This is a genomic window from Kitasatospora sp. NPDC091207 (assembly GCF_044768625.1).
GTDB lineage: Bacteria > Actinomycetota > Actinomycetes > Streptomycetales > Streptomycetaceae > Kitasatospora.
In genome coordinates this window covers 17,957-37,357 of the sequence record NZ_JBIVVS010000014.1, presented here as the reverse complement: position 1 = coordinate 37,357, position 19,401 = coordinate 17,957, and the positions used below count along the sequence as shown (strand labels likewise).

Here is a 19,401-nt window from a genome sequence, read left to right as displayed (position 1 = left end):
CGCCCCCGCCGGGGGCGCCGGGCGCGCCCCCCCGCCGGGGGGCCCCCCCGGGGGCCCCGGCCGCGGGGGGGGGGGCGGGGCCACGGCCGTGTGCTCAGGGGTTCAGCGTCCACTTCTGGTTGCCGGCCCCGGTGCACGTCCAGATCCGGGTCGCCGTGGCATCGGCCGGACTGCCGCCGGCGACGTCCAGGCACTTGTCGGCCGGCACGTTGACCAGGTCGTGGGTGACCGCGTTGTACGACCAGCGTTGGGCGCCGGTGCCGTTGCAGTCCCACAGCTGCACCTTGGTGCCGTCGGCGGTGCCCCCGGCGTTGACGTCCAGGCACTTGCCGAGCGCGCGCACCGTACCGTCCGTGCCGACCGTCCAGCGCTGCGCGGCCGTCCCGTTGCAGGTGTAGAGCTGGACCTGGGTGCCGTTGGCGGTGGCCGCGGCGGCCACGTCCAGGCACTTGCCCGCCGGCCCGGTCAGGGTGCCGCCCGCGGGGGCGCCGCCGGAGGTGGTCACCCGGACGTAGTCCACGACCAGTTGCTGGGGGAAGGCGGTGCCGGCGTCCGGGTCGCCGGGCCAGTAACCGCCCACGGCCAGGTTGAGGATCAGGAAGAACGGCTTGTCGAAGGCCCAGCTCCGGCCGCCGAGATCGGCCGGGGTGCGGCGCTGGTACACCGTGCCGTCCACGGACCAGGAGATCGAGCCGGGCGCCCAGTCGACGGCGAAGGTGTGGAAGGCGTCCGCGAAGGCCTGGCCGGCCGGGAGGCTGTAGCCGGCGCCGATGCCGCCGCTGCCCGAGTAGCCGGGGCCGTGGATGGTCCCGTGCACCGTCCCGGGCTCGAAGCCGACGTTCTCCATGACGTCGATCTCGCCGCTGTTCGGCCAGCCGACCTGGCCGATGTCGTTGCCCAGCATCCAGAAGGCCGGCCACATGCCCTGGCCGCGCGGGACCTTCATCCGGGTCTCGACGTGCCCGTAGGCCTGGGCGAACCGGCCGGAGGTGTTCAGCCGGGCCGAGGTGTACTGACAGGTGCCGTACCAGCACTGGTAGTTGGCCGGGTTCTCGCGCCGCGCCGTGATCACCAGGTGGCCCTGGCCGTCCAGCGCGGCGTTCGCGTTGCCGGCGGTGTAGTACTGGCGCTCGTGGTTGTCGACGTTGTCCCCGGTCTCGGTCTGCCACCGGCCGGCATCGACCGCCGACCCGGCGGGACCGTCGAAGTTGTCCTCGAAGTTCACTGCTTGAACGGTCGTCGGAGCCGCTGAGACCGGGGTCGGACCCCAGCCGATGGCCGCGACCATGGCCAGCAGCACGCCGAACGTGGTTGCCAGTGAGCGTCGTTGGATGGACGAGGGCATACGCAGCCGCCTTGGTCTGGGAGGGGTCGTGGGGGAGCCCGGCCGGGACCTTTCTTCACGAAGTGAACTCCCATGACGGAACCCTGTCAATCACTTGAACGGAGCCCCCGGGCCGACGGCAGCGGCCGCACCCGATGGCGACGACGCGGTACGGACCGCGCGAACGGGCCGTCAGCTGTGGTGGACGATGACGGAGATGCCCCAGCCGATCGCCGCGAGGACCACCGCGAAGCACAGCCCGGCCACCGCGTAGCCGGCCGGGCCGGCGGTCGGCCCCCCGGCGGCCCGGGGCCCCGCCGTCCGGGCCGGCGGGTTGAGGGCGCGCAGGCCGACGGCGAACAGGGCCGGCAGGCCGGCGCCGGCGAGCAGGCCGACCACGACGATCTGCCACAGCGCGTCCAGGTTGATCCAGGAGTTCACGAGGCCGCCTCGTTGGCGTCGGGTGCCGGGACCACCGAACCGGTCCAGGCGGCGTTGACGTTCTCCGGTGTCACCGGCTGGTGGCGGGAGGCGACGTAGAAGGCGATCGCGGCCAGCACCACCGCGATGAAGATCACCACGACGCCGATGGTCCCGCCGATCCCGTTCGCGGCCCAGTAGGCCGCGGCACCGACCAGCCCCGAGGCCGGCAGGGTGAACAGCCAGGCCACCGCCATCCGGCGGGCGACGTTCCAGCGCACCGCGGCGCCGCGTTTGCCGACCCCCGCGCCGACGATCGACCCGGTGGCCACATGGGTGGTGGAGAGCGAGTAGCCGAAGTCCGTGGAGGCGAGGATCACCGCGGCGGAAGCGGACTCGCTGGCCATGCCCTGCGGCGACCCGATCTCCAGGAGTCCCTTGCCCAGGGTCCGGATGATCCGCCAACCGCCGATATAGGTGCCCAGGGCGATCGCCACCGCGCAGGACGTGATCACCCAGGTGGGGGAGGTGGCCCCGGGCTCCAGGGTGCCGTTGGCGATCAGGGCCAGCGTGATGACGCCCATGGTCTTCTGGGCGTCATTGGTGCCGTGGGCGAGCGACACCATCGAGGCCGAACCGACCTGGCCGATCCGGAAGCCGTGGTCGCGCGGGCCTTCGGACACGCCCCGGGTGAGGCGGTAGACGAGGTAGGTGCCGACCGTGGCGACGGTGCCGGCGATGAACGGCGACAGGGTGGCGGGCACGATCACCTTGGAGACCAGGCCCTGCCATTTGACGGCGGAGGCACCGGCCGCCGCCATCGTGGCCCCGACCACGCCGCCGATCAGCGCGTGCGAGGAACTGGAGGGGATACCGAGGTACCAGGTCGCCAGGTTCCACAGGATGCTGCCGGCCAGACCGGCGAAGACCACGGTCAGCGTCACGTCACCGCTCTGGACCAGTCCGCTCGCGATGGTCGCCGCGACGGCGGTCGACAGGAACGCGCCGACCAGGTTCAGCACCGCCGAGAGGGCGACCGCGACGCGCGGGCGGAGGGCCTCGGTGACGATGGAGGTCGCCATGGCGTTGCCGGTGTCATGGAATCCATTCGTGAAGTCGAACCCCAGCGCGGTGGCGACCACCAGTGCCAGGACCGCGTCGTTGCCGGTCACGGGGCCCCACGCTAGACCGCCGACCGCTCCGGCCCGTCATGTGGCGGCCTGGCGCGCCACACCGCCGCACACGGTCACCCGGTCGGTCCAGTCGGTCCAGCCGGACGACCGGTCAGAGCGGCCGGGCACGCTCCCGCGGCGCGCACGGTCCCCGCAGCGGAAGCGTCCGGCTGAGGACGGGACTGGTGGTCGTGCTCCCGAACTGGGCCAGCGCGTCCACGATCTCCTCCAGGTGGGCCATCGACGTGGTCGCCACCCTCAGCACGTAGCAGTCGTCCCCCGTGGTGCGCACGCACTCCAGGATCTCCGGGCGCTCCGCGAGCAGCCGGCGCAGCGGCTCGTGCCTGCTCCCCGGGTACTTCAGCCGGACCACCGCCAGCACCGGGTACCCGGTCCGCTCCAGGTCCACCTCCGCCCGGTACCCCGTGATCACCTCGGCCGCCTCCAGCCGCCGCACCCGCTCCGTCGTCGCCGACGCGCTCAGGTTCACCCGCCGTGCGAGCTCCGTGAACGCGATGCGGCCGTCGCGTTGGAGTTCGGCCAGGATCGCCCAGTCGGTCGGGTCAAGAGTCTCGGTCATCCGATCAGATTACCGGCGAATCCACGGGCGAACGGCCTCCGAACAGGCAGGAATCCCTTCTGACGGCCCGTAGGCCCTGGCTAGGCTCGACGGTATGAAGATCGGAGTCAACGTCCCCAACTTCGGCCCCGGCACCGACCCCGGGGTCCTGCGGAACTGGGCCCGGACCGTGGAGGGTCTGGGCTTCGACCTGCTGATGCTCTCGGACCACATCGCCATCACCCCCGACGTCGCCGAACGCTACCCCGCACCGTTCTACGAGCCCTTCACCACGCTGTCCTGGCTGGCCGGCCTGACCACCCGGGTCAGGCTCGGCACCACGGTGCTCATCACCCCCTACCGGCACCCGCTGGTCACCGCCCGGATGGCGGCCAACCTGAACGAACTGAGCGACGGCCGGCTGGTCCTCGGCGTGGGGGTGGGGTGGGCACGGCAGGAGTTCGCCGCCCTCGGGATCCCGTTCGAGCGGCGCGGCCGCCTGACCGACAGCCATCTGCGGGACATCCGGGCCGCCTGGGCGGACACCGCCTCCTACGGGCACCGCCCGATCCCGGTCTGGGTCGGCGGCAACAGCGATGCCGGGATCCGCCGGGCCGTACGGCTCGGCCAGGCCTGGCATCCGCTGCGGTGCACCATGCCGTGGCTGCGCGAAGCCGCCGGCCGGCTGAAGGCGGCCGCGGACGACCAGCGGCTCCCCGCGCCCGCGCTGGCCCCCCGGATCGCCCTGCGCCTCACCCCGGCGCCGGTCGACGGAGCGCAGCGGCTCGCCGGCGAGGGCACGATCGACCAGGTCCTGGAAGACCTGGACGGACTACGGCGGTTGGGCGCCGAAACCGTCGTCCTGGACCCGTACCACGGTGACCCGGCCACGACCCTCGACCCGCACCAGGGCTGGCAGGCTCTCGCCACGGTGGCCGCACACCTCCTCACCACCCGCGACGGAACGGAACAGTCATGACCGCACCCGACGACCACACCCTCCTCCGACGGGCCATCGCCCTCGCCGCCGAGGCGCGCGCGAGCGGCAACCCGCCCTTCGGATCCCTGCTGGCGGGGCCGGACGGCACGGTCCTGGCCGAGGAGCGCAACACGACCCTCACCGACCGGGACATCACCGCGCACCCGGAACTGAAGCTGGCGCGGTGGGCCGCCAGGGAGCTCACCGCGGCCGCGGCGGCGGACACCACGATGTACACCAGCTGCCAGCCGTGCGGGATGTGCGAGGCGGCCGTCCAGCAGGCCGGGCTGCGCCGGGTGGTGTTCGCCCTGTCCGGCGAACAGCTCCTGGACATCCGGCCGGGCAGCGGCCGCCTTCCCGTGCCGCAGGTCGGCCCCGCGCTGCTCGACGAGGTGCGGCCCGTCGTGGAGGCCTGGTACCGCTGAGCCCCGGGGCACCCCGGCCGGGCCCGGTGACGGAGCCGCGGGGGGTGTCCCCCGGGCCACGACTCCGGCACAGTGGTCCCGTCGATCGCGTTCTGGGGGGGCCGCTGTGACGGAGCTGTGGGTGGGTCGGGGGCAGGGCAACGGGACGGTCGCGCCGTCCTTCCCCGCCGGGGTTCGGACCGTGCTGTTGACCGTGGAGGGCAGATCCGGGCGGTCGTTGACGCTGCGGCTCTCCCGGCCGTCGGGCGACGCGCCGGTGGAGGTGGTCTTCGACGGCGCGGGCGGCAGCCTGCTGGTCCCGCCGCAGTGGAGGCCGGCCTTCGCCGAGCTGTCGGTCCGGCACCGGGGCGAGTGGACGCTGCGGCTGCGGGAGAGCACCGACGGTCCGCCGCGCGACGCCGTACCCGGTGCGCCCGCCGACGAGCGGCTCGACGCCTTCCGGGCACCGGACGGGGCGTACGCGGGCCGGGGGGAGGACTCGGCGGTGTTCGCCCGACCGGAGCGGGGCCGGGCGGCGGTGCTGGAGTTCGGCTTCGACGAACTCGTCGAGCGCCGGCCCGTCGGCGTGCTGATCGACGGGCCGCGGGGCGACCGCCGGGCGGACTTCCGCCTGATCACCGCGGTGTCCCCGCAGCGCATGCTGCTGTGGCACACCGACGACACCGCGAACCTGCCGACCCTGCGGGTCCGGGCCGGCGCGGAGGGTCCGTGGTGGGCGCGGCTGCTCGACCTCGACCACCTGCGGCGGCTGGTGGACCGGACGGAGGGCGAGGGCCATGACGTCCTGCGCTACGACGGGCGGCCCGCACTCCTGTCGTTCACCGTGCCACGGGACAACGATCATCTCCTGGTCGGCAGTTGGGGCGGAGCACACGGGGTGAGGCTGTACCACTCGCCCTATGCCGAGCGGACCGGGAGTGACCTGATCGGGGCAGGCGAGGGGACGGAGCTGATCGACATCCGCAGCAGTGGCCGGTGGGAGGCGCGGGTGGACCCGATCGCCGGGGCCCGCGAATTCGGTGACACCGTGACCGGGCGCGGCCCCGAGATACTGCGGTGGACCGGCCGGAGCCGACGGGGCGGCCGGGCCGGACGCCTCGCTCTGGTGAACCTGGCGTCGAACGACGACCCGGGATCGGTGACCGCCGACTCGCTGGGCGAGGATCTCCGCCGGCTCGGCTCCGCGTCCGCCTTCCCGCAGGACGGTGGCAGGCCCGCGGTCCTCCACACACCGCTCTCCCCCGGTTGTCTGATCCGGGTGACGGACAGCTCGTTCTCCGGCTGGCGGCTCCAGGTCGGCTGAGAACGTCGGCTGAGAACGGGCGCCCCCGCCCCGTCGGCTGCCGCCCGGTCCGGCGTTCAGAGCGCCAGCGTGCGCCAGCCCAGGGTGATCTGTTCCCGGACGGTGTCCGGGTGGAGCGGGCGGTGGTCCGCCTCCCCGCCGGCCGTCAGCAGTTCCACCAGGGCCGAGCCGTCCGCCGGACGCCCCGCCGGCTCGACGGCCAGGGCCTGCTCGACGGCTGCCGCGAGGGCCGGGTCGAGCGCCCGCACGGCGGCCAGGGCGGCCCGGTCGGGGCCGGTGTCGACGATCCGGCGGATCACGGCGCCGGTACTGGTCGCCGCGAACGGGACCTCTGGCGACACCCAGCCGGTCGCGGACGGCGCCGAAGCTCGACGCCGTCCTCCCCCGCGCACCCCGCACCGCTCCCAGCCATCCCTACAGTGCATGTCCATTTGCCTAAAGGCTTTAGGCAAATGCATCATCGATTCTGCCGAACGAAGGGATGAGCATGGGACGCGTGGGGCTGACCGCCGAGCGCCTGACACGGGCCGGCGCGGAGCTGGCCGACGAGGCCGGCTTCGAGCAGGTGACCGTCTCGGCACTCGCCAGGCGGTTCGACGTCAAGGTCGCGAGCCTGTACTCGCACGTGAAGAGCTCCCAGGACCTCAGGACCAGGATCGCCCTGCTCGCCCTGGAGGAGCTGGCCGACCGGGGCGCCGACGCGCTGGCCGGGCGGGCGGGCAAGGACGCCCTGATCGCCCTGGCCGACGTCTACCGCGACTACGCGCGGCAGCACCCCGGCCGCTACGCCGCGACCAGGCTACGACTCACCCCGGAGGCGGCGGCCGCCAGTGCCGGCGGCCGCCACGCCGAGATGACCCGGGCGATCCTGCGCGGCTACGACCTCACGGAACCGGACCGGACCCATGCCGTCCGGCTGCTGGGGAGCGTCTTCCACGGCTACATCGACCTGGAGCTGGCCGGGGGCTTCAGCCACAGCGCCCCCGACTCCCAGGAGTCCTGGTCACGTGTCCTCGACGCCCTCGACGCCCTGCTGCGGAACTGGCCCGCCCCCTGACGGCCCGGGCTCCTCCCCCGCGCGGGCGCCGGGGAGGAGCCCGGCCCGTAACCGGTCCGCGCCCTCCGCCACCTCACCGAACACAAGGTTGACGCCCATGCACACCGCCCCCCGCCCCCGGATCACCACGCCCGTCACCGCCGAACTGCTGCGCGGCGCCCTGGACCTGGAGCCGACCGAGCGCGGCCTGCTGCCGCACCGCCTCCCCGCCTGGGTCCGCGCCCGGAACACCGACGGACAGCTGGCCATGGCCGAGTCCCAGCCCTCGGGCGTACGGCTGGCCTTCCGCACCCGGGCCACCGCGGTCGAGCTGGACACCCTGCCCACCAAACGGGTCTACCCGGGCGCCCCGCCCCGCCCGGACGGCGTGTACGAGCTGCTCGTCGACGGCCGCCCGGCCGGACAGGCCCGGGTGGCCGGTGGCGACACCCTGACCGTCGACCTGTCCACCGGATCCGCGCAGACCCGGCCCGGCCTGGTCGGCACCGCCCGGTTCCCCACGCTGCCCGAGGGCGTCAAGGACATCGAGATCTGGCTGCCGCACAACGAGACCACCGAGCTGGTGGCGCTGCGCACCGACGCCCCGGTCGAGCCCGCACCGGACCGGGGCCGCAGGACCTGGCTGCACCACGGGAGTTCGATCAGCCAGGGCTCCGACACCGCGAGCCCCACCACCACCTGGCCGGCGCTCGCGGCCGCGCTCGGCGGCGTGGAGCTGATCAACCTGGGCCTGAGCGGCAGCGCCCTGCTCGACCCGTTCACCGCCCGGACCATGCGCGACACGCCCGCCGACCTGATCAGCCTCAAGATCGGCATCAACCTCGTCAACACCGACCTGATGCGCCTGCGCGCCTTCACCCCGGCCGTGCACGGCTTCCTCGACACCGTCCGGGAGGGACACCCCGACACGCCGCTGCTCGTCGTCTCGTCCATCCTGTGCCCCATCCACGAGGACACCCCCGGCCCCAGCGCGCCGGACCTCACCGCCCTGAGCGCCGGCCGGCTGCGGTTCCGCGCCACGGGCGATCCGGCGGACCGCGCGAGCGGGAAGCTGACCCTGCGCGTCATCCGGGACGAGCTGGCCCGCATCGTCCGGCAGCGGGCCGCCCAGGACCGGAACCTGCACCACCTCGACGGCCGCGCGCTCTACGGCGAAGCGGACTTCGCCGAGCTGCCGCTGCCCGACCGCCTCCACCCGGACACCGCCGCGCACCGCCGCATCGGCGAACACTTCGCCGCCCTGGCCTTCGCCCCCGGCCGCCCGTTCGCCGCCCGCCGGGCCCCCGGCGACCGGCTCGGCAGCGGCAGCTGACACACCCCCACCGCGGGCCGGCCGCCCTTCCCGGGCCGGACAGCACCGCCGCCCGGCCCGCGAGGGACCGGACGGCGGAAACACCGGACGCGCCGGGCGGCCGCCCCCGCACGGCGCGGCGCGCCCCCGGGACGCCCGCCGGGCACCTGCCCCGCGGCCCGGTCCGCACCGGGCCCGGCGGCTCCGCTCATCCCGCGGAGTGCTCAGCCACCGCTCTTGCGACGGAAGTTGCGCTTGCCGCCGACCGCGCCGTGGGCGCCGTGGATCTTCGAGTCGCCGTTCGGCCCACCGGCCGCGCCGCCGCCCTTGGCGCCGTGCTTGCGCTCCAGCGCCGCGAGGAACCGGGCCTTGACGTCGTCCTGCGCGGCCGGCGCCGCGGCGGCCTGTGCCGCCTCCGGGCTCGCGGCGTTCTCCTGGTGCTCGGGGTTCTCGGACGACGTTGATTCGCTGCTCATACAGGACCTCCTGGAAGGGTGCTGCCGCTTGGCGGCTTCACGCACAACCATGTCACGTCCGACGGACCCCCTCGCACCGGTGGTGCCCGTTCCGCCCGGCCGGAGCCCGTACCGCGCCCCGGGCCGGTCGCGCCCACGGCCCCCGTGATCGTCTTCGGGCGGCGGACCCGGTCCCGGCGCCGCGCACGCGTGCCGGCGGGGTGCCCGCCGGGCCGGCCGGCGCACGGCCCGTCAATGGCGCCCGGCCAGGTGGGCGAGGGTCTGCTCGGCGCTGTCGGGGGCGAAGGCACCGGCGAGGCCCTCGGCCGCGCCTTCGGCGGCCGCGGCGGAACGGGGCAGCAGGACGTTCTCGTAGGCGGTGACGGCGGCGTCGAGGGTGGGGCCGGCCAGGACGGCGCGGGCGAGGTCCGCGCCGTCGAGCATGGCGAGGTTGGCGCCCATCCCGGAGAACGGGGACATCAGGTGGGCGGCGTCGCCGAGCAGGGTGACGCCCGGGGTGTGCGGCCAGGTGTGCGGAACGGGCAGGGCGTACAGCGGCCGGTTGACGTAGCCGGTGTCGGTGTCGGTCACGAGCCCGAGCAGATCACCGCTCCAGCCGCCGAACGCGTCGAGGAGGACCGCCCGTACGGCAGCGGCGTCGGTCAGGTCGACACCGGCCCGCCGGTACCACGCCTCGTCGGTCCGCAGACCGGCGTAGACGCGGATGTGCCCGCCGCCGTTGCGCTGGGCGATCACGCCCCGGTTGTCGTCGAGGGCCATCATCGTGCCGTCGCCGGTGAGGGCGGCGAGCCGGGGGTGGCGGGTGTCGGCGTCGTCCAAGCCGGTCTCGACGAAGGTGACGCCGGTGTAGCCGGGCCGGGCGTCGGACAGGAGCCCGCGGACCTTGGACCAGGCGCCGTCGGCCCCGACGAGGAGGTCGGTCGTGGCGGTGGCGCCGTTGGTGAAGTGCAGGCGGTGGGTGCCGCCGCCGAGCGGCTCGGCCCGCTCCAGCCGGTGCCCCCAGCGCACGGTGCCCGGGGCGAGGGAGTCCAGCAGGAGGCCGCGCAGCAGGCCGCGGTCGATCTCGGGGTCGCCCTCCTCGGCGCTCCGCGGAGCGGCGGCGTCGAGGAGGACCTCCCCCGTGCGGCCGAGCAGGCGCATCTGCCCGCCCTCGGGACGGGCCAGGGCGAGGAAGCCGTCCAGTAGACCGGCTTCGGCCAGCGCGCGCCGGCCGGAGTCCCGGTGCATGTCGAGGGTGCCGCCCTGGTCCCGGGCCGTCCGGGAGGAGTCCAGGTCGTAGACGGTGACGGGGACACCGTGGCGCTGGAGGACGCGGGCGCAGATCAGACCGCCGGGGCCGGCGCCGACGATCCCGACGCGGAGCGAGCTGGTGGTGGGCATGGCAGGGCCTTCCTACGGGGTGCTCGGGGCCAGGCGGGCGCGGGGCTTCGGCTCGCCGGCCGGACATCGCCACAAAAACACACTGACCAAAAAAGTGCAACGACACAACTTTTTGCCTCGAACACCTTCCGGTACGATGCCGCTATGGATGCCACCGTCGGACGCCGCGAACGCAAGAAGGCCGCCACCCGCCAGGCCCTGGCGGACGCCGCTCTCGACCTCTTCCTCGAACACGGCTACGACCGGGTGACCATCCGGGACGTCGCCGAGGCCGCGGACGTGTCGACCACGACGCTCCTCAAGCACTTCCCCAGCAAGGAGGCGCTGGTCTTCGACCAGGACGGCGACCGGGAGGCCGGCCTCGTCGCGGCCGTCGTCGACCGGGGGCCGGACCGGTCGATCCCCGCCGCACTGCGCGAGTACGTCAAACGCGCCCAGCTCCGCGCCCCGGACACCGACCCCCGGTTCCACGCCTTCACCGACCTCGTCCGGCACACCCCCGCGCTGAACGAGTACGCCCACCGGATGTGGATCCGCCACCAGGACGCGCTCGCCCGCGCCGTCGCCGGGGCGACCGGCTCCGCGGCCGACGACCCGCGCTGCACCGCCCTGGCCCGGTTCGCCCTCGAAGCCTCGGCCCTCGCCCGCGACTCCGACGATCCGGCCCGGGCCGTCGACGCGGCCTTCGATCTCCTGGAACACGGCTGGAGCGCCGCCTAGGCCGGCCGGCGGGCCCGGCGGCGCTCCAGCCGCGGCCGGTCGCCTCGCGTCCGGGTTCGCGCCCGGGTTCGCGCCCGGGTCCGGGTCCGGGTCCGGTCAGGCGTCCACGGGCTGCCAGGCCGGGCCCTCCCCGCCCGGCCGGACCCGCCCGAACACCACGTCGGCGAAGTGGACGCCGAAGCCGATCGTGCCGGGCTCCGCCAGCTCGGCGACGAGGCGCGCACGGTGGCCGGCGGTCCGCGCCAGATCGTGGTCGAAGCCCGAGGACCAGTCGGGGTGGTCGATCTGGATCGGCGAGTGCACGGCGTCACCGAAGGCGATCAGGCGCCGCCCGCCCCCGGTGATGACGTACTCGGCGTGCCCGACGGTGTGGCCGGGGGTGATCCGCACCCGCACGCCGGGGAAGACCTCCTCCCCGTCCGCGACCGTGCGGACCCGCCGCGCCAGGGCCGCGACCTGCTCGGCCGTACCCTGGTCCGCCAGGACGCCCCGCCCGTCCCACTCCGGCTCGGAGATCAGATGGGCGGCGTGGGAGAACACCGGCCGGTCACCGCCGGGCGCGGGCAGGCAGGCCCAGCCGAGGTGGTCGGCGTGCAGGTGGGTGAAGGCCACCGCCTCGATGTCCTCGGGACCGCGACCGAGTGCGGCCAGGCTGTCCACGAGCGCGCCGCCGCGGATCGTGGCGAGGGGGCCTTCGGGCGCCTCGTACGTCCGCGGACCGAAGCCCGCGTCGATCAGCAGCGCGCGGCTTCCGCGCTCCACCAGCAGCGCGCCGACGCTCCCCACGAGATGGCCGTCGGCGTCCAGGTACTCGGGGTGCGCGGCCCACACCTCGTCGGTGGTGCCCGGGAGCAGGTCCAGCGGGCGGAGTCGCACGTCGCCGTCCGGCACGTACGACACCGTGGTGTCGCCCAGCCGTATCGAACGGATTCCCGCCGGCCGGCGCAGTCGTGCACCCTGATCCACCGTCACATCACCCATGAGTTCTCTCCCGTGCCCTGCCGTCAGGTCGTCGCTGCCGTTCCCCCGGCGACGACGCCCACCATATGCATCCAGTTCGAATCATTCAAGTTGCAATTATGTTGGCTTGACGAATTTGCTAGAGTGGTCACATGACACCGTCACCCGAGCCGCGGGCCATCGCCGAGCGAGAGCTGTGCGGCCTGGTGAACGGACTGGCCCAGCGAATCGCCGAGCACGTGCGGGAGCGAGCCGCCACCCTGGGGCTCACCGCCTCCCAGGCGGCCGCGCTGCGCGAGATGAGCGGGCCGATGACCATGCGGGAGCTCGCCGAACGCATGAGCTGCGAACCCTCCAACACCACCTTCGTGGTGGACAAGCTGGAGAAGCAGAGCCTGATCGGGCGCCACCCCCACCCCACCGACCGCCGCGCCAAGCAGCTCGTCCTCACCCCCGAGGGGACCGCGCTGCGCGAGCGCCTCCTCGTGCTCCTCGCCGTGGACTCGCCGCTGTCGGCCCTCGACCCTCAGGAGCAGCGCGTCCTGCGCGGCCTGCTGGAGCAGGTCATCGCCACCCGGTAGGACGGCGGCCGGGTCGAGGCGCGGACGCGCGGTCACCCGGTGGCACCGAAGAGGGCCGGCAGACCGTCCCAGGTCCTGTTCCAGCACCCCAGCCTGGCGCACTCGGCGCTGCTGGCCCGCCCCTCGGGGCCGAACTACCTCGCCCTCGTCGAGGCCGTCCTCACCCTGCTGCACGAAGGGGACGTCCCCGACGGCCAGGCCGCCTGGGGCGTCGACGTCCTCCTCCAGACGGCCACCGCGATCGCCGCCGAGCAGGCCGGCCGCGACCAGGACGCCCACGCCGAGGACGAGCACGGCGCGCTGGCCGACGCGCTCCGGGCGACCACCCCCGAGAGCCACCCGCGCATCGCCGCGCTCGGCGCGGACCTGCTCCCCGGCACCCCGGAGCAGCGCCTGGCCTGGATCCTGCGCACCGTCATCAACGGCACCCCGGTCACCCCCCGCCCGGAGGCCTGACCCCCGGCGGCCTGGCCCCCGGCGGGCCGGCGACAGTCCGCCGGTGCGCTTCGCGGGCCGTGCGGTACCGCCGGCGCGGCGGTCAGCGACGGCCGACGTCGCGCGTGAGCTCCAGACCCAGCACCCGGTCCAGGGCCGCGAAGGTCTCGAAGCGGGCGCCCTCCGCCAGGCCCGGCGCCGCCCGGACGCGGTGCAGCAGCGCGAGCACGGCCGGGGTGTCCAGGTCACCGGTGAACGCGGCCGCGGCCTGCCGTCGGATCGCGTCCGGGACGGGCTCCGAGGGCGTCCAGGCCCAGTCGGCGACCTGCCGACGCCAGTCCCGCAGGGTGGCGGCCGCCTCGGCCACCTCGCGCGGGCCCGTCCCGACCGGTTCGCGGTACGGGCGGGCGAGCAGCGCCAGCCGCACCGCCGCGGCGTCGACGGCGCCGGAGCCGAGGCCGGCCGCGAGGCCGCCCCCCGGCTCGGGTCCGGCCGGACCGACCGCGAGCCACACACCCGCCGCGGCGCCCGCCCGCTCGGCGCCCGCCGCCAGGACCCGGACGTCCGGCGGGCCTCCCAGGGCCGCGTCCAGGTCCCCGGGGGCGACGACGGCCGCGGGAGGGTGGATACCGAGAGCGGCCGCGGCGCGCCCGAAGGCGGCGGGCGGCTCCGCCGCGGCGCCGTCCGGCAGGACGAGGACCGGCACCACCTGGAGGCCCTCGATCTCCGCGACCCGTTGCAGCACGTCACCGACCAGCGCGGCCCGCAGGTCCGCCGCCCCGGTCCGGCCGCCGGCCAAGGACGGCAGGACGTCGACCCTCAGCACCATGCGTCGCCCGGGCGGGATCCCGGTGCTCCGCCCGGTACGGGCGTCCGACACGCTCAGCGCGGGCGGCCGGGCACCGGTCCCGTCCCGGGCGACCTCCTCCGGGCGCAGCGCCGTCCGGTCACCGGACCCCGCGGCGCCCACCGCGCCCGTGGGGATGCCCTGTTCGTCCGCCACTCGGCCACACCTCCTCGGCGTGGCCATCCTCCTCCCCCGGCCACCGGGCCGCCACCGGCCGTGTCCCGGGCGGCGGCACACAGGACAGGCGCACACAACAGGCGCACAGGGCACGGGCGGCGGCCGACGCGCGGCGGGCGGGAAGGCGGGCCGGAACGGACGGGGTCAGTTCGCCACGGGCCGGGCGTCCGGGCCGAACGCCCGCTCGGCGGCGGTCATCACCCAGAGCGGGAACTGCTCCAGCGGTATCGCCGGCGACGCGGGGAACCCCTGCCGGATCGACGCCTCGGGGAAGAAGGCGACCCGGCAACGCCGGCACAGCCACCCCGCCTGCCACACCAGGAGGTGCCGCTTCCGGCGCGCCACCTCCTCGGGCGTGCCGGCGCCGGGCCCACCGGAGGCCCGCGAGCGGCGGCTCCGCTTCACGACCTCCACGATCGCGGCGATCGCCAGCAGGATCAGGGGGAGGACGAACGGGCCCATCAGGTAGCCGACCCGGTAGTCCGGGTCGTAGCCGGCCAGCTCCCCGCGGTTGCGGATGAGCGAGAGGACCCCGAGCAGGCAGAAGACGGCCGCCAGGACGGACAGCGCGATCGCGGCCCCGCTGAGGCCCTCCCGGGCCGGCGGCGGCTCGGGCGGCGGCGACAGCAGCGCACGCAGTGGCTCGTCGAGCGGCTGCGCGGTGTCCACGAGGGCGTGCGACACCGGGACGGACCGGTCCGGCATCGCGCACTGGGGGCAGGTGGCACTCATCTGACGGTTCGCTCCTGAATACGGGCGGTGGTGAACGGTGAACGCGTAGTACAGCACGGCGGGGCGCCACTCCGCCCCGGCCCCGGCCCCGCCCCGGCCCGGCCCTGCCCGTGGCCGCCCGCTACGACGCCCGGCCGAAGCAGCGCTCCAGCTCGTCGACGTCGTAGAAGTAGCTGCCCTTCGAGACCGGCACGCAACCCGGCCGGAACGCGGTCTGCTTCTCGTTGTAGAGCATCCGCACCAGGTACTTCTCGCCCTTGCGGTACAGGTCCCACTGGATGTTGGCGCCCATCGGGGCCACCGTCGCGCCGCGCCAGGCGTTGCTCGCGTACGAGAAGGGGGACGCCTCGGTGGCCTGCGCCGTGCTGCCGGGCAGCCCCATCAGCGCGGCGAGCGGGATGATCTCCTCGGCGTGGGTGAAGCGCAGCTCCGCGCCCAGGCCGCCGGTGCCCGCCCGCCGGTCCTCGACCTTGCGGAACAGGTCGTCGAGCAGCACCCCGGCCATCCTGTAGGTGATGTCCCGGCCCGCGAAGCCCGGCCCCTTCGTGTAGAACTCCTCGGCGTTGTCGAGGTAGCCGAACCAGGCGGCCTCGTCGGGGCCGATGTAGCGGCCGAGGTGCCAGTCGCCCTCGTCCGTGAGGTCGGCGGTCACGCTGTACAGGCTGAAGACCGCCTGGGCCGCGTCCAGCTCGTTCCCCGCGAAGGGGTAGGCGCCGGCCGCGAGTCGGGCGACGAACTGCTTGGTGAAGATCCGCTCCAGGACGTGCCGGGCCGCCTCGTGGCTGCGCGGCTGGTCACGGATCGCGGCCAGGGTGGCGGCCAGCCGCGGGTCCTTCTTGACGTAGTCGGTGTAGTCCTTGTTCACGGCGGACTTGTGGAAGTAGAGCAGGTCGGTGTCGGTCCTGGCCGGGTCGACGGCCTTCGCCAGCGCCGGCTCCCCCGCCACCAGGCCGTTGGTGAACTCCGTCCCCGAGTCGACCGCCCGCGGCTGGCCGGAGCTGACCACATCGATCCGGTCCGGTCCCGCCGGGTCGTCGGCCCCGGCGGCGATCCGGCCGAAGAGGCCGGGCAGCCGCCGCTCCATCCGCTCGGCGGTGTCCCGCAGGGCGCGCCGACCCTGACCGGTCAGGGCTCCGTAGCCCACCTTCGCGTTGGCGTCGAGCAGCTCGCGGACATCGGGGCCGAAGCTCCTGCCCAGGCGGGTCAGCGCGCCCTCGTCGGCGGCCTGCTGCCAGAGCTTCAGCAGGAGGTCGCCGTCCTCGCTGTCACTGAGCGCGCGGGCCCCGTGCCGGGAGACGGTCTGGGTGAAGACCGCCGTGTAGCCGGCGGGCGCCTGTTGAAGACTCCGGACGCTCTGCGACGGCCGGTAGGGCGCCTTGGTGGTGGCGCCCGCCGGCGTGCCGAAGCCCGCGCCGGCCGCCGGGCCGTCGTGCGCCCGGGCGGGGGCGGCGACCGCCACGGACAGCAGCGCGGAGGCGGCCAGCGCCACGGTGGAGGTGAGAGAACGTCGCACGGGGAGTCCAGGGGTCGCTCGGGGACGGAGAGCCGGGCCGATCCCACCCGATCCGCGTGGCCGCCGGGCATCCCCCGTGTGTCGGCCCGGTGCACGGGCGGGCAACTCGCCCGCGCCGGTCCGGGGGCCCGCGCCGGCTGCTGTGGCGGGTGGAGCGGCGGCGCGAGTACGGTTCACCACGTGTCCAGTACTCCCGCAGGACGGCCCCCGAACCGTCGGACGGCTGCGGTAGGGCCCCCGTGACCGGGGCACTGCTGGCCGTCGACCCGACGAGCGGGGACTCACTGCTCGCCGCCTTCGGCGCGCTGGCCGTGCTGGTGGTGGTCTTCGCCGAGTCGGGGCTGCTGGTGGTGGGGTTCTTCCTCCCCGGTGACACCCTGCTGCTGCCCGCCGGAGTGCTCTGCGCCGCCGGCAGCCGAACCGGCCCCCACCTGTCGCTCTGGCAGGTGATGGTCTGCGCCGCGGTGGGGGCGGTGGCCGGGGCACAGGTGGGTTTCCTGCTCGGGCGACACGGGGGCCGGCCGGTCCTGGCCCGGACCCGGAGCGGACGCCTGAAGTCGGCGGCGGCCCGGGGGGAGGCGCTCCTGCGCCGCTACGGCTACCGGAAGGCGATCGTCCTGGGCCGCTTCGTGCCGCTGGTCCGGACGGTGCTCAGTCCGCTGGCGGGCATGCTGGACGTGCCCACCCGCACCTTCACCGTCTGGCAGATCGTCGGCGGCGTGCTCTGGTCGCAGAGCCTGGTGCTGCTGGGGTACTGGCTGGGCGCCGCCGTCCCCGGGATCGAGCAGTACCTGTGGCTGCTGGTGGCCGGGGTCGTGGTGCTCTCGCTGCTGCCCCTGCTGCTGCGCTCCCGCAAGGGGTAGCGCCCGCGGGGGCCGGGGCCGGCGCAACCCCCCGGGCGCGGTGTTGTTACGGTGCGCGGATGACCGGGGAATCGACGCCGCAGGTGTTCTTCGACCGCTGGACCGACGCCTACGGTCCTGGCGGCCGCCGTCCGTCGTCCGATGCCTGCGCCTGCGTCGAGCGGCGCGGCGCCGGCCGGCCGCGACCGACCCGCTTCCACCCGGAGCGCCAGGACACCACCGCGCCGGGATGGATCCGCCTCCTCGAACTGGTCGAGGAGGCGGCGGCCGACCGCCGCGAGGTCTTCAAGCCGCTGGCCGACCTCACCGCGCAGGAGCGCCGCCAGGTCGTCACGCTCCCGCCGAGCATCGCCGGGCTCACCTCCGTGAAACACCTCGTGCTGTACGGCAGCAACCTGGTGCGCGTCCCGCCCGAGATCGGCGCGATGCGGAGCCTCGAGGAGTTCAGTCCGTACACCTCCTACCGGCTGCACTGGTTCCCGTACGAGCTCACCAGGTGCCCGGGCCTGCGGCGCAGCACGGTGAGCACCCGTGCCCTCTACGGCAGCTACAAGACGAGGTCGCCGTTTCCACCGCTGGCGGCCGTGGCGACCGGGGCCGTCGACCTCGACGACCTCGACCCCGGTGTGCGGGGCGCGGCCTCGATCCGTACGTGCAGTGTCTGCGACCGGCGCGTCGGGGCCGCGGAGCTGCGCCAGGTCTGGATCTCGCTCCGCACCTCGGGGGCCGATGTCCTGCCCCTGCTGGTCAACGCCTGCTCGACGAGCTGTGTCGACGCGCTGCCCGAGCCGGCCGAGGGCTACGTCCGGGCGCCGCACACCGGCGGGCCGGGCGTCGACCAGCCGCCCGCCGGCCGACGACCGCACTGACCCGGGGCGGGCGGACGGCCGACGCGGGCGCCGGTCCCTAGGCCGCCTGGGCGCAGTCCGGGTGGCCCCAGCCGTCCGGGTTCTTGACGATCGGCTCGCCCACGGCGTAGGTGCGGCCGCAGCGGCACGAGCCGGGGAACTTGGCCTTGGTGCGACCGCCGGCGGACTTGGCGGCCGGCCGGGCCGCGGCCTTCTTGGCGGCCGACGCCCCGGACGGCCGGGAGCGCGCCGACGGCGCCGCGTCGGCCCGGACGGTGGGCAGCACCGCGTCGAACGAGGTGCCGCCCGCCGGCTCCTGGGCCACCGCCGCGTCGCTCGCCGCCCGGTCGGCGACGGCGTTCAGCGGGTCGCCGTCGACCTGGTGGGCGGGGACGTAGACGAACTCGACGTCGCGGCCGGCCAGCAGCGCGTCGATCGCCACGATCAGGTCCTTGTTGGCGACGGGTGTCCCGGCGGCGGTCTTCCAGCCCTTCCGGCGCCAGCCGGGCAGCCACTGGGTGACCGCCTTCATCGCGTACTGGGAGTCCATCCGGACCTCCAGCGGCACGTCGGGCTCGACCGCGCCCAACAGCTCCTTGAGCGCGGTCAGCTCGGCGACGTTGTTGGTCGCGCGACCGAGCGGCCCGGCCTGCCAGCGCCCCGGCCGGTCGTCGGCGCCGGCGATGACCCAGGCCCAGGCGGCCGGGCCGGGATTGCCCTTCGAGGCGCCGTCACAGGCGCCGATGATGCGTTCTGCCATGCGGCGATCATGCCAGTGCGCCGCGGGTCGGCGCACATACCGGGCGGGGCGGCGGCGCAGGGCACTGCCGGCCGGGCCCCGTCGCGGGCCCGGCCGGGCAGCGACCGGTGGCCGGGGCCGGTGACTCAGGAGACGACGACCGTGGCCCGCCACGGGATGATCCAGGGCGGGCAGACGGCGCCGCGGTCCGCCACGCAACGCCCGGTCGCCGTGACGGTGCTCGTCCCGACGGCCGCCGCCACGAAGGTCGCCTGCGCGTCGCCGTTCGGGGAGGCGCTGCCCGAGATCGCGGACAGGACCGAGGGCGAGCCGGCGGCCGGCACGCTCCACAGCCACGTCACGGTGTAGTCGCGGAAGCCGGCGAGATCGACCTGGACGAGGTCGCCGGTGTGCGCCTGGACCGTCCCGCCGTTGGCCGCGCCCGGGATGACCACCACGGCGTTCGCCGCCACGGCCCGCGGGCCCGGAGCGGCTGCGGCGGGCGAGACGGGGGCGACGACGACGGCCAGGGCCAGCGCCACGGCGGGGACGGTCAGCAATCTCTTGGTACTCATGGCACTCCCGGTGCTCGAAGTTGCG

General features: G+C 74.9%; 23 protein-coding genes. 10 read left to right on the top strand and 13 right to left on the bottom strand.

Annotated features, from left to right (window positions below):
- Positions 1-94 precede the first annotated feature (94 nt).
- From ACIQTO_RS22690 to ACIQTO_RS22675, 4 genes are all read right to left on the bottom strand, one after another.
- The gene (locus ACIQTO_RS22690; protein ID WP_402390857.1) at positions 95-1,345 is read right to left on the bottom strand and encodes a ricin-type beta-trefoil lectin domain protein; all 1,251 of its coding nucleotides are present in this window, start codon (positions 1,343-1,345) and stop codon (positions 95-97) included.
- 171 nt (positions 1,346-1,516) lie between these two features.
- Positions 1,517-1,765, bottom strand: coding sequence for a hypothetical protein (locus ACIQTO_RS22685; RefSeq protein WP_402390854.1), 249 nt, complete (start codon positions 1,763-1,765; stop codon positions 1,517-1,519).
- The gene (locus ACIQTO_RS22680) at positions 1,762-2,916 is read right to left on the bottom strand and encodes an anion permease (RefSeq protein WP_402390852.1); all 1,155 of its coding nucleotides are present in this window, start codon (positions 2,914-2,916) and stop codon (positions 1,762-1,764) included. Before ACIQTO_RS22680 ends, ACIQTO_RS22685 begins: the two co-directional genes overlap by 4 nt.
- Before the next feature lie 112 nt (positions 2,917-3,028).
- Positions 3,029-3,496, bottom strand: a complete 468-nt coding sequence (locus tag ACIQTO_RS22675) for an Lrp/AsnC family transcriptional regulator (RefSeq protein WP_402390850.1) — start codon at positions 3,494-3,496, stop codon at positions 3,029-3,031.
- Positions 3,497-3,590: 94 nt separating this feature from the next.
- On the opposite strand from ACIQTO_RS22675, the gene ACIQTO_RS22670 reads away from it, so the two are divergent.
- The 3 genes from ACIQTO_RS22670 (at position 3,591) to ACIQTO_RS22660 (ending at position 6,182) form a co-directional block, all read left to right on the top strand.
- Positions 3,591-4,454 (top strand): LLM class flavin-dependent oxidoreductase, encoded by an 864-nt coding sequence (locus tag ACIQTO_RS22670; RefSeq protein ID WP_402390847.1) that lies wholly within the window; start codon positions 3,591-3,593, stop codon positions 4,452-4,454.
- Positions 4,451-4,879, top strand: coding sequence for a nucleoside deaminase (locus ACIQTO_RS22665; RefSeq protein ID WP_402390844.1), 429 nt, complete (start codon positions 4,451-4,453; stop codon positions 4,877-4,879). Before ACIQTO_RS22670 ends, ACIQTO_RS22665 begins: the two co-directional genes overlap by 4 nt.
- Positions 4,880-5,000: 121 nt before the next feature.
- Positions 5,001-6,182, top strand: coding sequence for a hypothetical protein (locus tag ACIQTO_RS22660; RefSeq protein WP_402390841.1), 1,182 nt, complete (start codon positions 5,001-5,003; stop codon positions 6,180-6,182).
- Positions 6,183-6,238: 56 nt separating this feature from the next.
- On the opposite strand, the gene ACIQTO_RS22655 is transcribed toward ACIQTO_RS22660, so the two are convergent.
- Complete coding sequence (locus ACIQTO_RS22655) at positions 6,239-6,523, bottom strand: hypothetical protein (protein WP_402390838.1); 285 nt, start codon at positions 6,521-6,523, stop codon at positions 6,239-6,241.
- A gap of 146 nt (positions 6,524-6,669) precedes the next feature.
- Between ACIQTO_RS22655 and ACIQTO_RS22650 the strand changes: the two genes are divergently transcribed.
- A complete protein-coding gene (locus tag ACIQTO_RS22650) occupies positions 6,670-7,239 on the top strand; it encodes a TetR/AcrR family transcriptional regulator (RefSeq protein WP_402390835.1) in 570 nt (189 codons plus the stop codon).
- Positions 7,240-7,336: 97 nt separating this feature from the next.
- The gene (locus ACIQTO_RS22645; RefSeq protein WP_402390833.1) at positions 7,337-8,551 is read left to right on the top strand and encodes a GDSL-type esterase/lipase family protein; all 1,215 of its coding nucleotides are present in this window, start codon (positions 7,337-7,339) and stop codon (positions 8,549-8,551) included.
- 203 nt (positions 8,552-8,754) lie between these two features.
- On the opposite strand, the gene ACIQTO_RS22640 is transcribed toward ACIQTO_RS22645, so the two are convergent.
- Both ACIQTO_RS22640 and ACIQTO_RS22635 read right to left on the bottom strand, forming a co-directional pair.
- Positions 8,755-9,006, bottom strand: a complete 252-nt coding sequence (locus ACIQTO_RS22640) for a DUF5302 domain-containing protein (RefSeq protein ID WP_402390831.1) — start codon at positions 9,004-9,006, stop codon at positions 8,755-8,757.
- 231 nt (positions 9,007-9,237) lie between these two features.
- Positions 9,238-10,386 (bottom strand): FAD-dependent oxidoreductase, encoded by a 1,149-nt coding sequence (locus ACIQTO_RS22635; protein ID WP_402390828.1) that lies wholly within the window; start codon positions 10,384-10,386, stop codon positions 9,238-9,240.
- Between the two features lie 144 nt (positions 10,387-10,530).
- Here ACIQTO_RS22635 and ACIQTO_RS22630 point away from each other — a divergent pair, with 144 nt between their 5' ends.
- A complete protein-coding gene (locus ACIQTO_RS22630; protein WP_402390826.1) occupies positions 10,531-11,106 on the top strand; it encodes a TetR/AcrR family transcriptional regulator in 576 nt (191 codons plus the stop codon).
- A 96-nt stretch (positions 11,107-11,202) separates the two neighbouring features.
- Here the strand turns inward: ACIQTO_RS22630 and ACIQTO_RS22625 are convergent, their stop codons facing one another.
- Positions 11,203-12,087 (bottom strand): MBL fold metallo-hydrolase, encoded by an 885-nt coding sequence (locus ACIQTO_RS22625; protein WP_402390823.1) that lies wholly within the window; start codon positions 12,085-12,087, stop codon positions 11,203-11,205.
- A 131-nt stretch (positions 12,088-12,218) separates the two neighbouring features.
- On the opposite strand from ACIQTO_RS22625, the gene ACIQTO_RS22620 reads away from it, so the two are divergent.
- Together ACIQTO_RS22620 and ACIQTO_RS22615 are read left to right on the top strand one after the other, a co-directional pair.
- On the top strand, positions 12,219-12,647 hold the full coding sequence (locus tag ACIQTO_RS22620) for a MarR family winged helix-turn-helix transcriptional regulator (protein ID WP_402390820.1): 429 nt from the start codon (positions 12,219-12,221) through the stop codon (positions 12,645-12,647).
- A gap of 39 nt (positions 12,648-12,686) precedes the next feature.
- The gene (locus ACIQTO_RS22615) at positions 12,687-13,103 is read left to right on the top strand and encodes a TetR/AcrR family transcriptional regulator C-terminal domain-containing protein (protein ID WP_402390817.1); all 417 of its coding nucleotides are present in this window, start codon (positions 12,687-12,689) and stop codon (positions 13,101-13,103) included.
- An 82-nt stretch (positions 13,104-13,185) separates the two neighbouring features.
- Here ACIQTO_RS22615 and ACIQTO_RS22610 read toward each other — a convergent pair whose 3' ends face one another.
- The 3 genes from ACIQTO_RS22610 to ACIQTO_RS22600 form a co-directional block, all read right to left on the bottom strand.
- A complete protein-coding gene (locus tag ACIQTO_RS22610; RefSeq protein ID WP_402390814.1) occupies positions 13,186-14,085 on the bottom strand; it encodes a hypothetical protein in 900 nt (299 codons plus the stop codon).
- 165 nt (positions 14,086-14,250) lie between these two features.
- A complete protein-coding gene (locus ACIQTO_RS22605) occupies positions 14,251-14,838 on the bottom strand; it encodes a hypothetical protein (protein ID WP_402390812.1) in 588 nt (195 codons plus the stop codon).
- Between the two features lie 121 nt (positions 14,839-14,959).
- On the bottom strand, positions 14,960-16,351 hold the full coding sequence (locus ACIQTO_RS22600) for a histidine-type phosphatase (protein ID WP_402390809.1): 1,392 nt from the start codon (positions 16,349-16,351) through the stop codon (positions 14,960-14,962).
- A 239-nt stretch (positions 16,352-16,590) separates the two neighbouring features.
- Between ACIQTO_RS22600 and ACIQTO_RS22595 the strand changes: the two genes are divergently transcribed.
- Together ACIQTO_RS22595 and ACIQTO_RS22590 are read left to right on the top strand one after the other, a co-directional pair.
- Entirely contained in the window at positions 16,591-17,214 is a 624-nt protein-coding gene (locus ACIQTO_RS22595) for a DedA family protein (protein ID WP_402390808.1), read from the top strand.
- A 59-nt stretch (positions 17,215-17,273) separates the two neighbouring features.
- Positions 17,274-18,083: a leucine-rich repeat domain-containing protein gene (locus ACIQTO_RS22590; RefSeq protein WP_402390805.1), complete on the top strand. Its 810-nt coding sequence runs from the start codon at positions 17,274-17,276 to the stop codon at positions 18,081-18,083.
- 37 nt (positions 18,084-18,120) lie between these two features.
- Here ACIQTO_RS22590 and ACIQTO_RS22585 read toward each other — a convergent pair whose 3' ends face one another.
- Together ACIQTO_RS22585 and ACIQTO_RS22580 are read right to left on the bottom strand one after the other, a co-directional pair.
- Complete coding sequence (locus ACIQTO_RS22585) at positions 18,121-18,822, bottom strand: ribonuclease H (protein ID WP_402390802.1); 702 nt, start codon at positions 18,820-18,822, stop codon at positions 18,121-18,123.
- Between the two features lie 125 nt (positions 18,823-18,947).
- Complete coding sequence (locus ACIQTO_RS22580; RefSeq protein WP_402390800.1) at positions 18,948-19,376, bottom strand: hypothetical protein; 429 nt, start codon at positions 19,374-19,376, stop codon at positions 18,948-18,950.
- Positions 19,377-19,401 lie beyond the last annotated feature (25 nt).

Excerpts from the sequence above, each read along its gene's own strand:
- ACIQTO_RS22620 (WP_402390820.1), top strand. The coding sequence starts at position 12,219 with ATGACACCGTCACCCGAGCCGCGGGCCATCGCCGAGCGAGAGCTGTGC.
- ACIQTO_RS22590 (WP_402390805.1), top strand. The coding sequence starts at position 17,274 with ATGACCGGGGAATCGACGCCGCAGGTGTTCTTCGACCGCTGGACCGAC.
- ACIQTO_RS22645 (WP_402390833.1), top strand. The coding sequence starts at position 7,337 with ATGCACACCGCCCCCCGCCCCCGGATCACCACGCCCGTCACCGCCGAA.
- ACIQTO_RS22635 (WP_402390828.1), bottom strand. The coding sequence starts at position 10,386 with ATGCCCACCACCAGCTCGCTCCGCGTCGGGATCGTCGGCGCCGGCCCC.
- ACIQTO_RS22605 (WP_402390812.1), bottom strand. The coding sequence starts at position 14,838 with ATGAGTGCCACCTGCCCCCAGTGCGCGATGCCGGACCGGTCCGTCCCG.
- ACIQTO_RS22675 (WP_402390850.1), bottom strand. The coding sequence starts at position 3,496 with ATGACCGAGACTCTTGACCCGACCGACTGGGCGATCCTGGCCGAACTC.
- ACIQTO_RS22585 (WP_402390802.1), bottom strand. The coding sequence starts at position 18,822 with ATGGCAGAACGCATCATCGGCGCCTGTGACGGCGCCTCGAAGGGCAAT.
- ACIQTO_RS22580 (WP_402390800.1), bottom strand. The coding sequence starts at position 19,376 with ATGAGTACCAAGAGATTGCTGACCGTCCCCGCCGTGGCGCTGGCCCTG.
- ACIQTO_RS22650 (WP_402390835.1), top strand. The coding sequence starts at position 6,670 with ATGGGACGCGTGGGGCTGACCGCCGAGCGCCTGACACGGGCCGGCGCG.
- ACIQTO_RS22625 (WP_402390823.1), bottom strand. The coding sequence starts at position 12,087 with ATGGGTGATGTGACGGTGGATCAGGGTGCACGACTGCGCCGGCCGGCG.
- ACIQTO_RS22690 (WP_402390857.1), bottom strand. The coding sequence starts at position 1,345 with ATGCCCTCGTCCATCCAACGACGCTCACTGGCAACCACGTTCGGCGTG.
- ACIQTO_RS22670 (WP_402390847.1), top strand. The coding sequence starts at position 3,591 with ATGAAGATCGGAGTCAACGTCCCCAACTTCGGCCCCGGCACCGACCCC.
- ACIQTO_RS22630 (WP_402390826.1), top strand. The coding sequence starts at position 10,531 with ATGGATGCCACCGTCGGACGCCGCGAACGCAAGAAGGCCGCCACCCGC.
- ACIQTO_RS22665 (WP_402390844.1), top strand. The coding sequence starts at position 4,451 with ATGACCGCACCCGACGACCACACCCTCCTCCGACGGGCCATCGCCCTC.
- ACIQTO_RS22640 (WP_402390831.1), bottom strand. The coding sequence starts at position 9,006 with ATGAGCAGCGAATCAACGTCGTCCGAGAACCCCGAGCACCAGGAGAAC.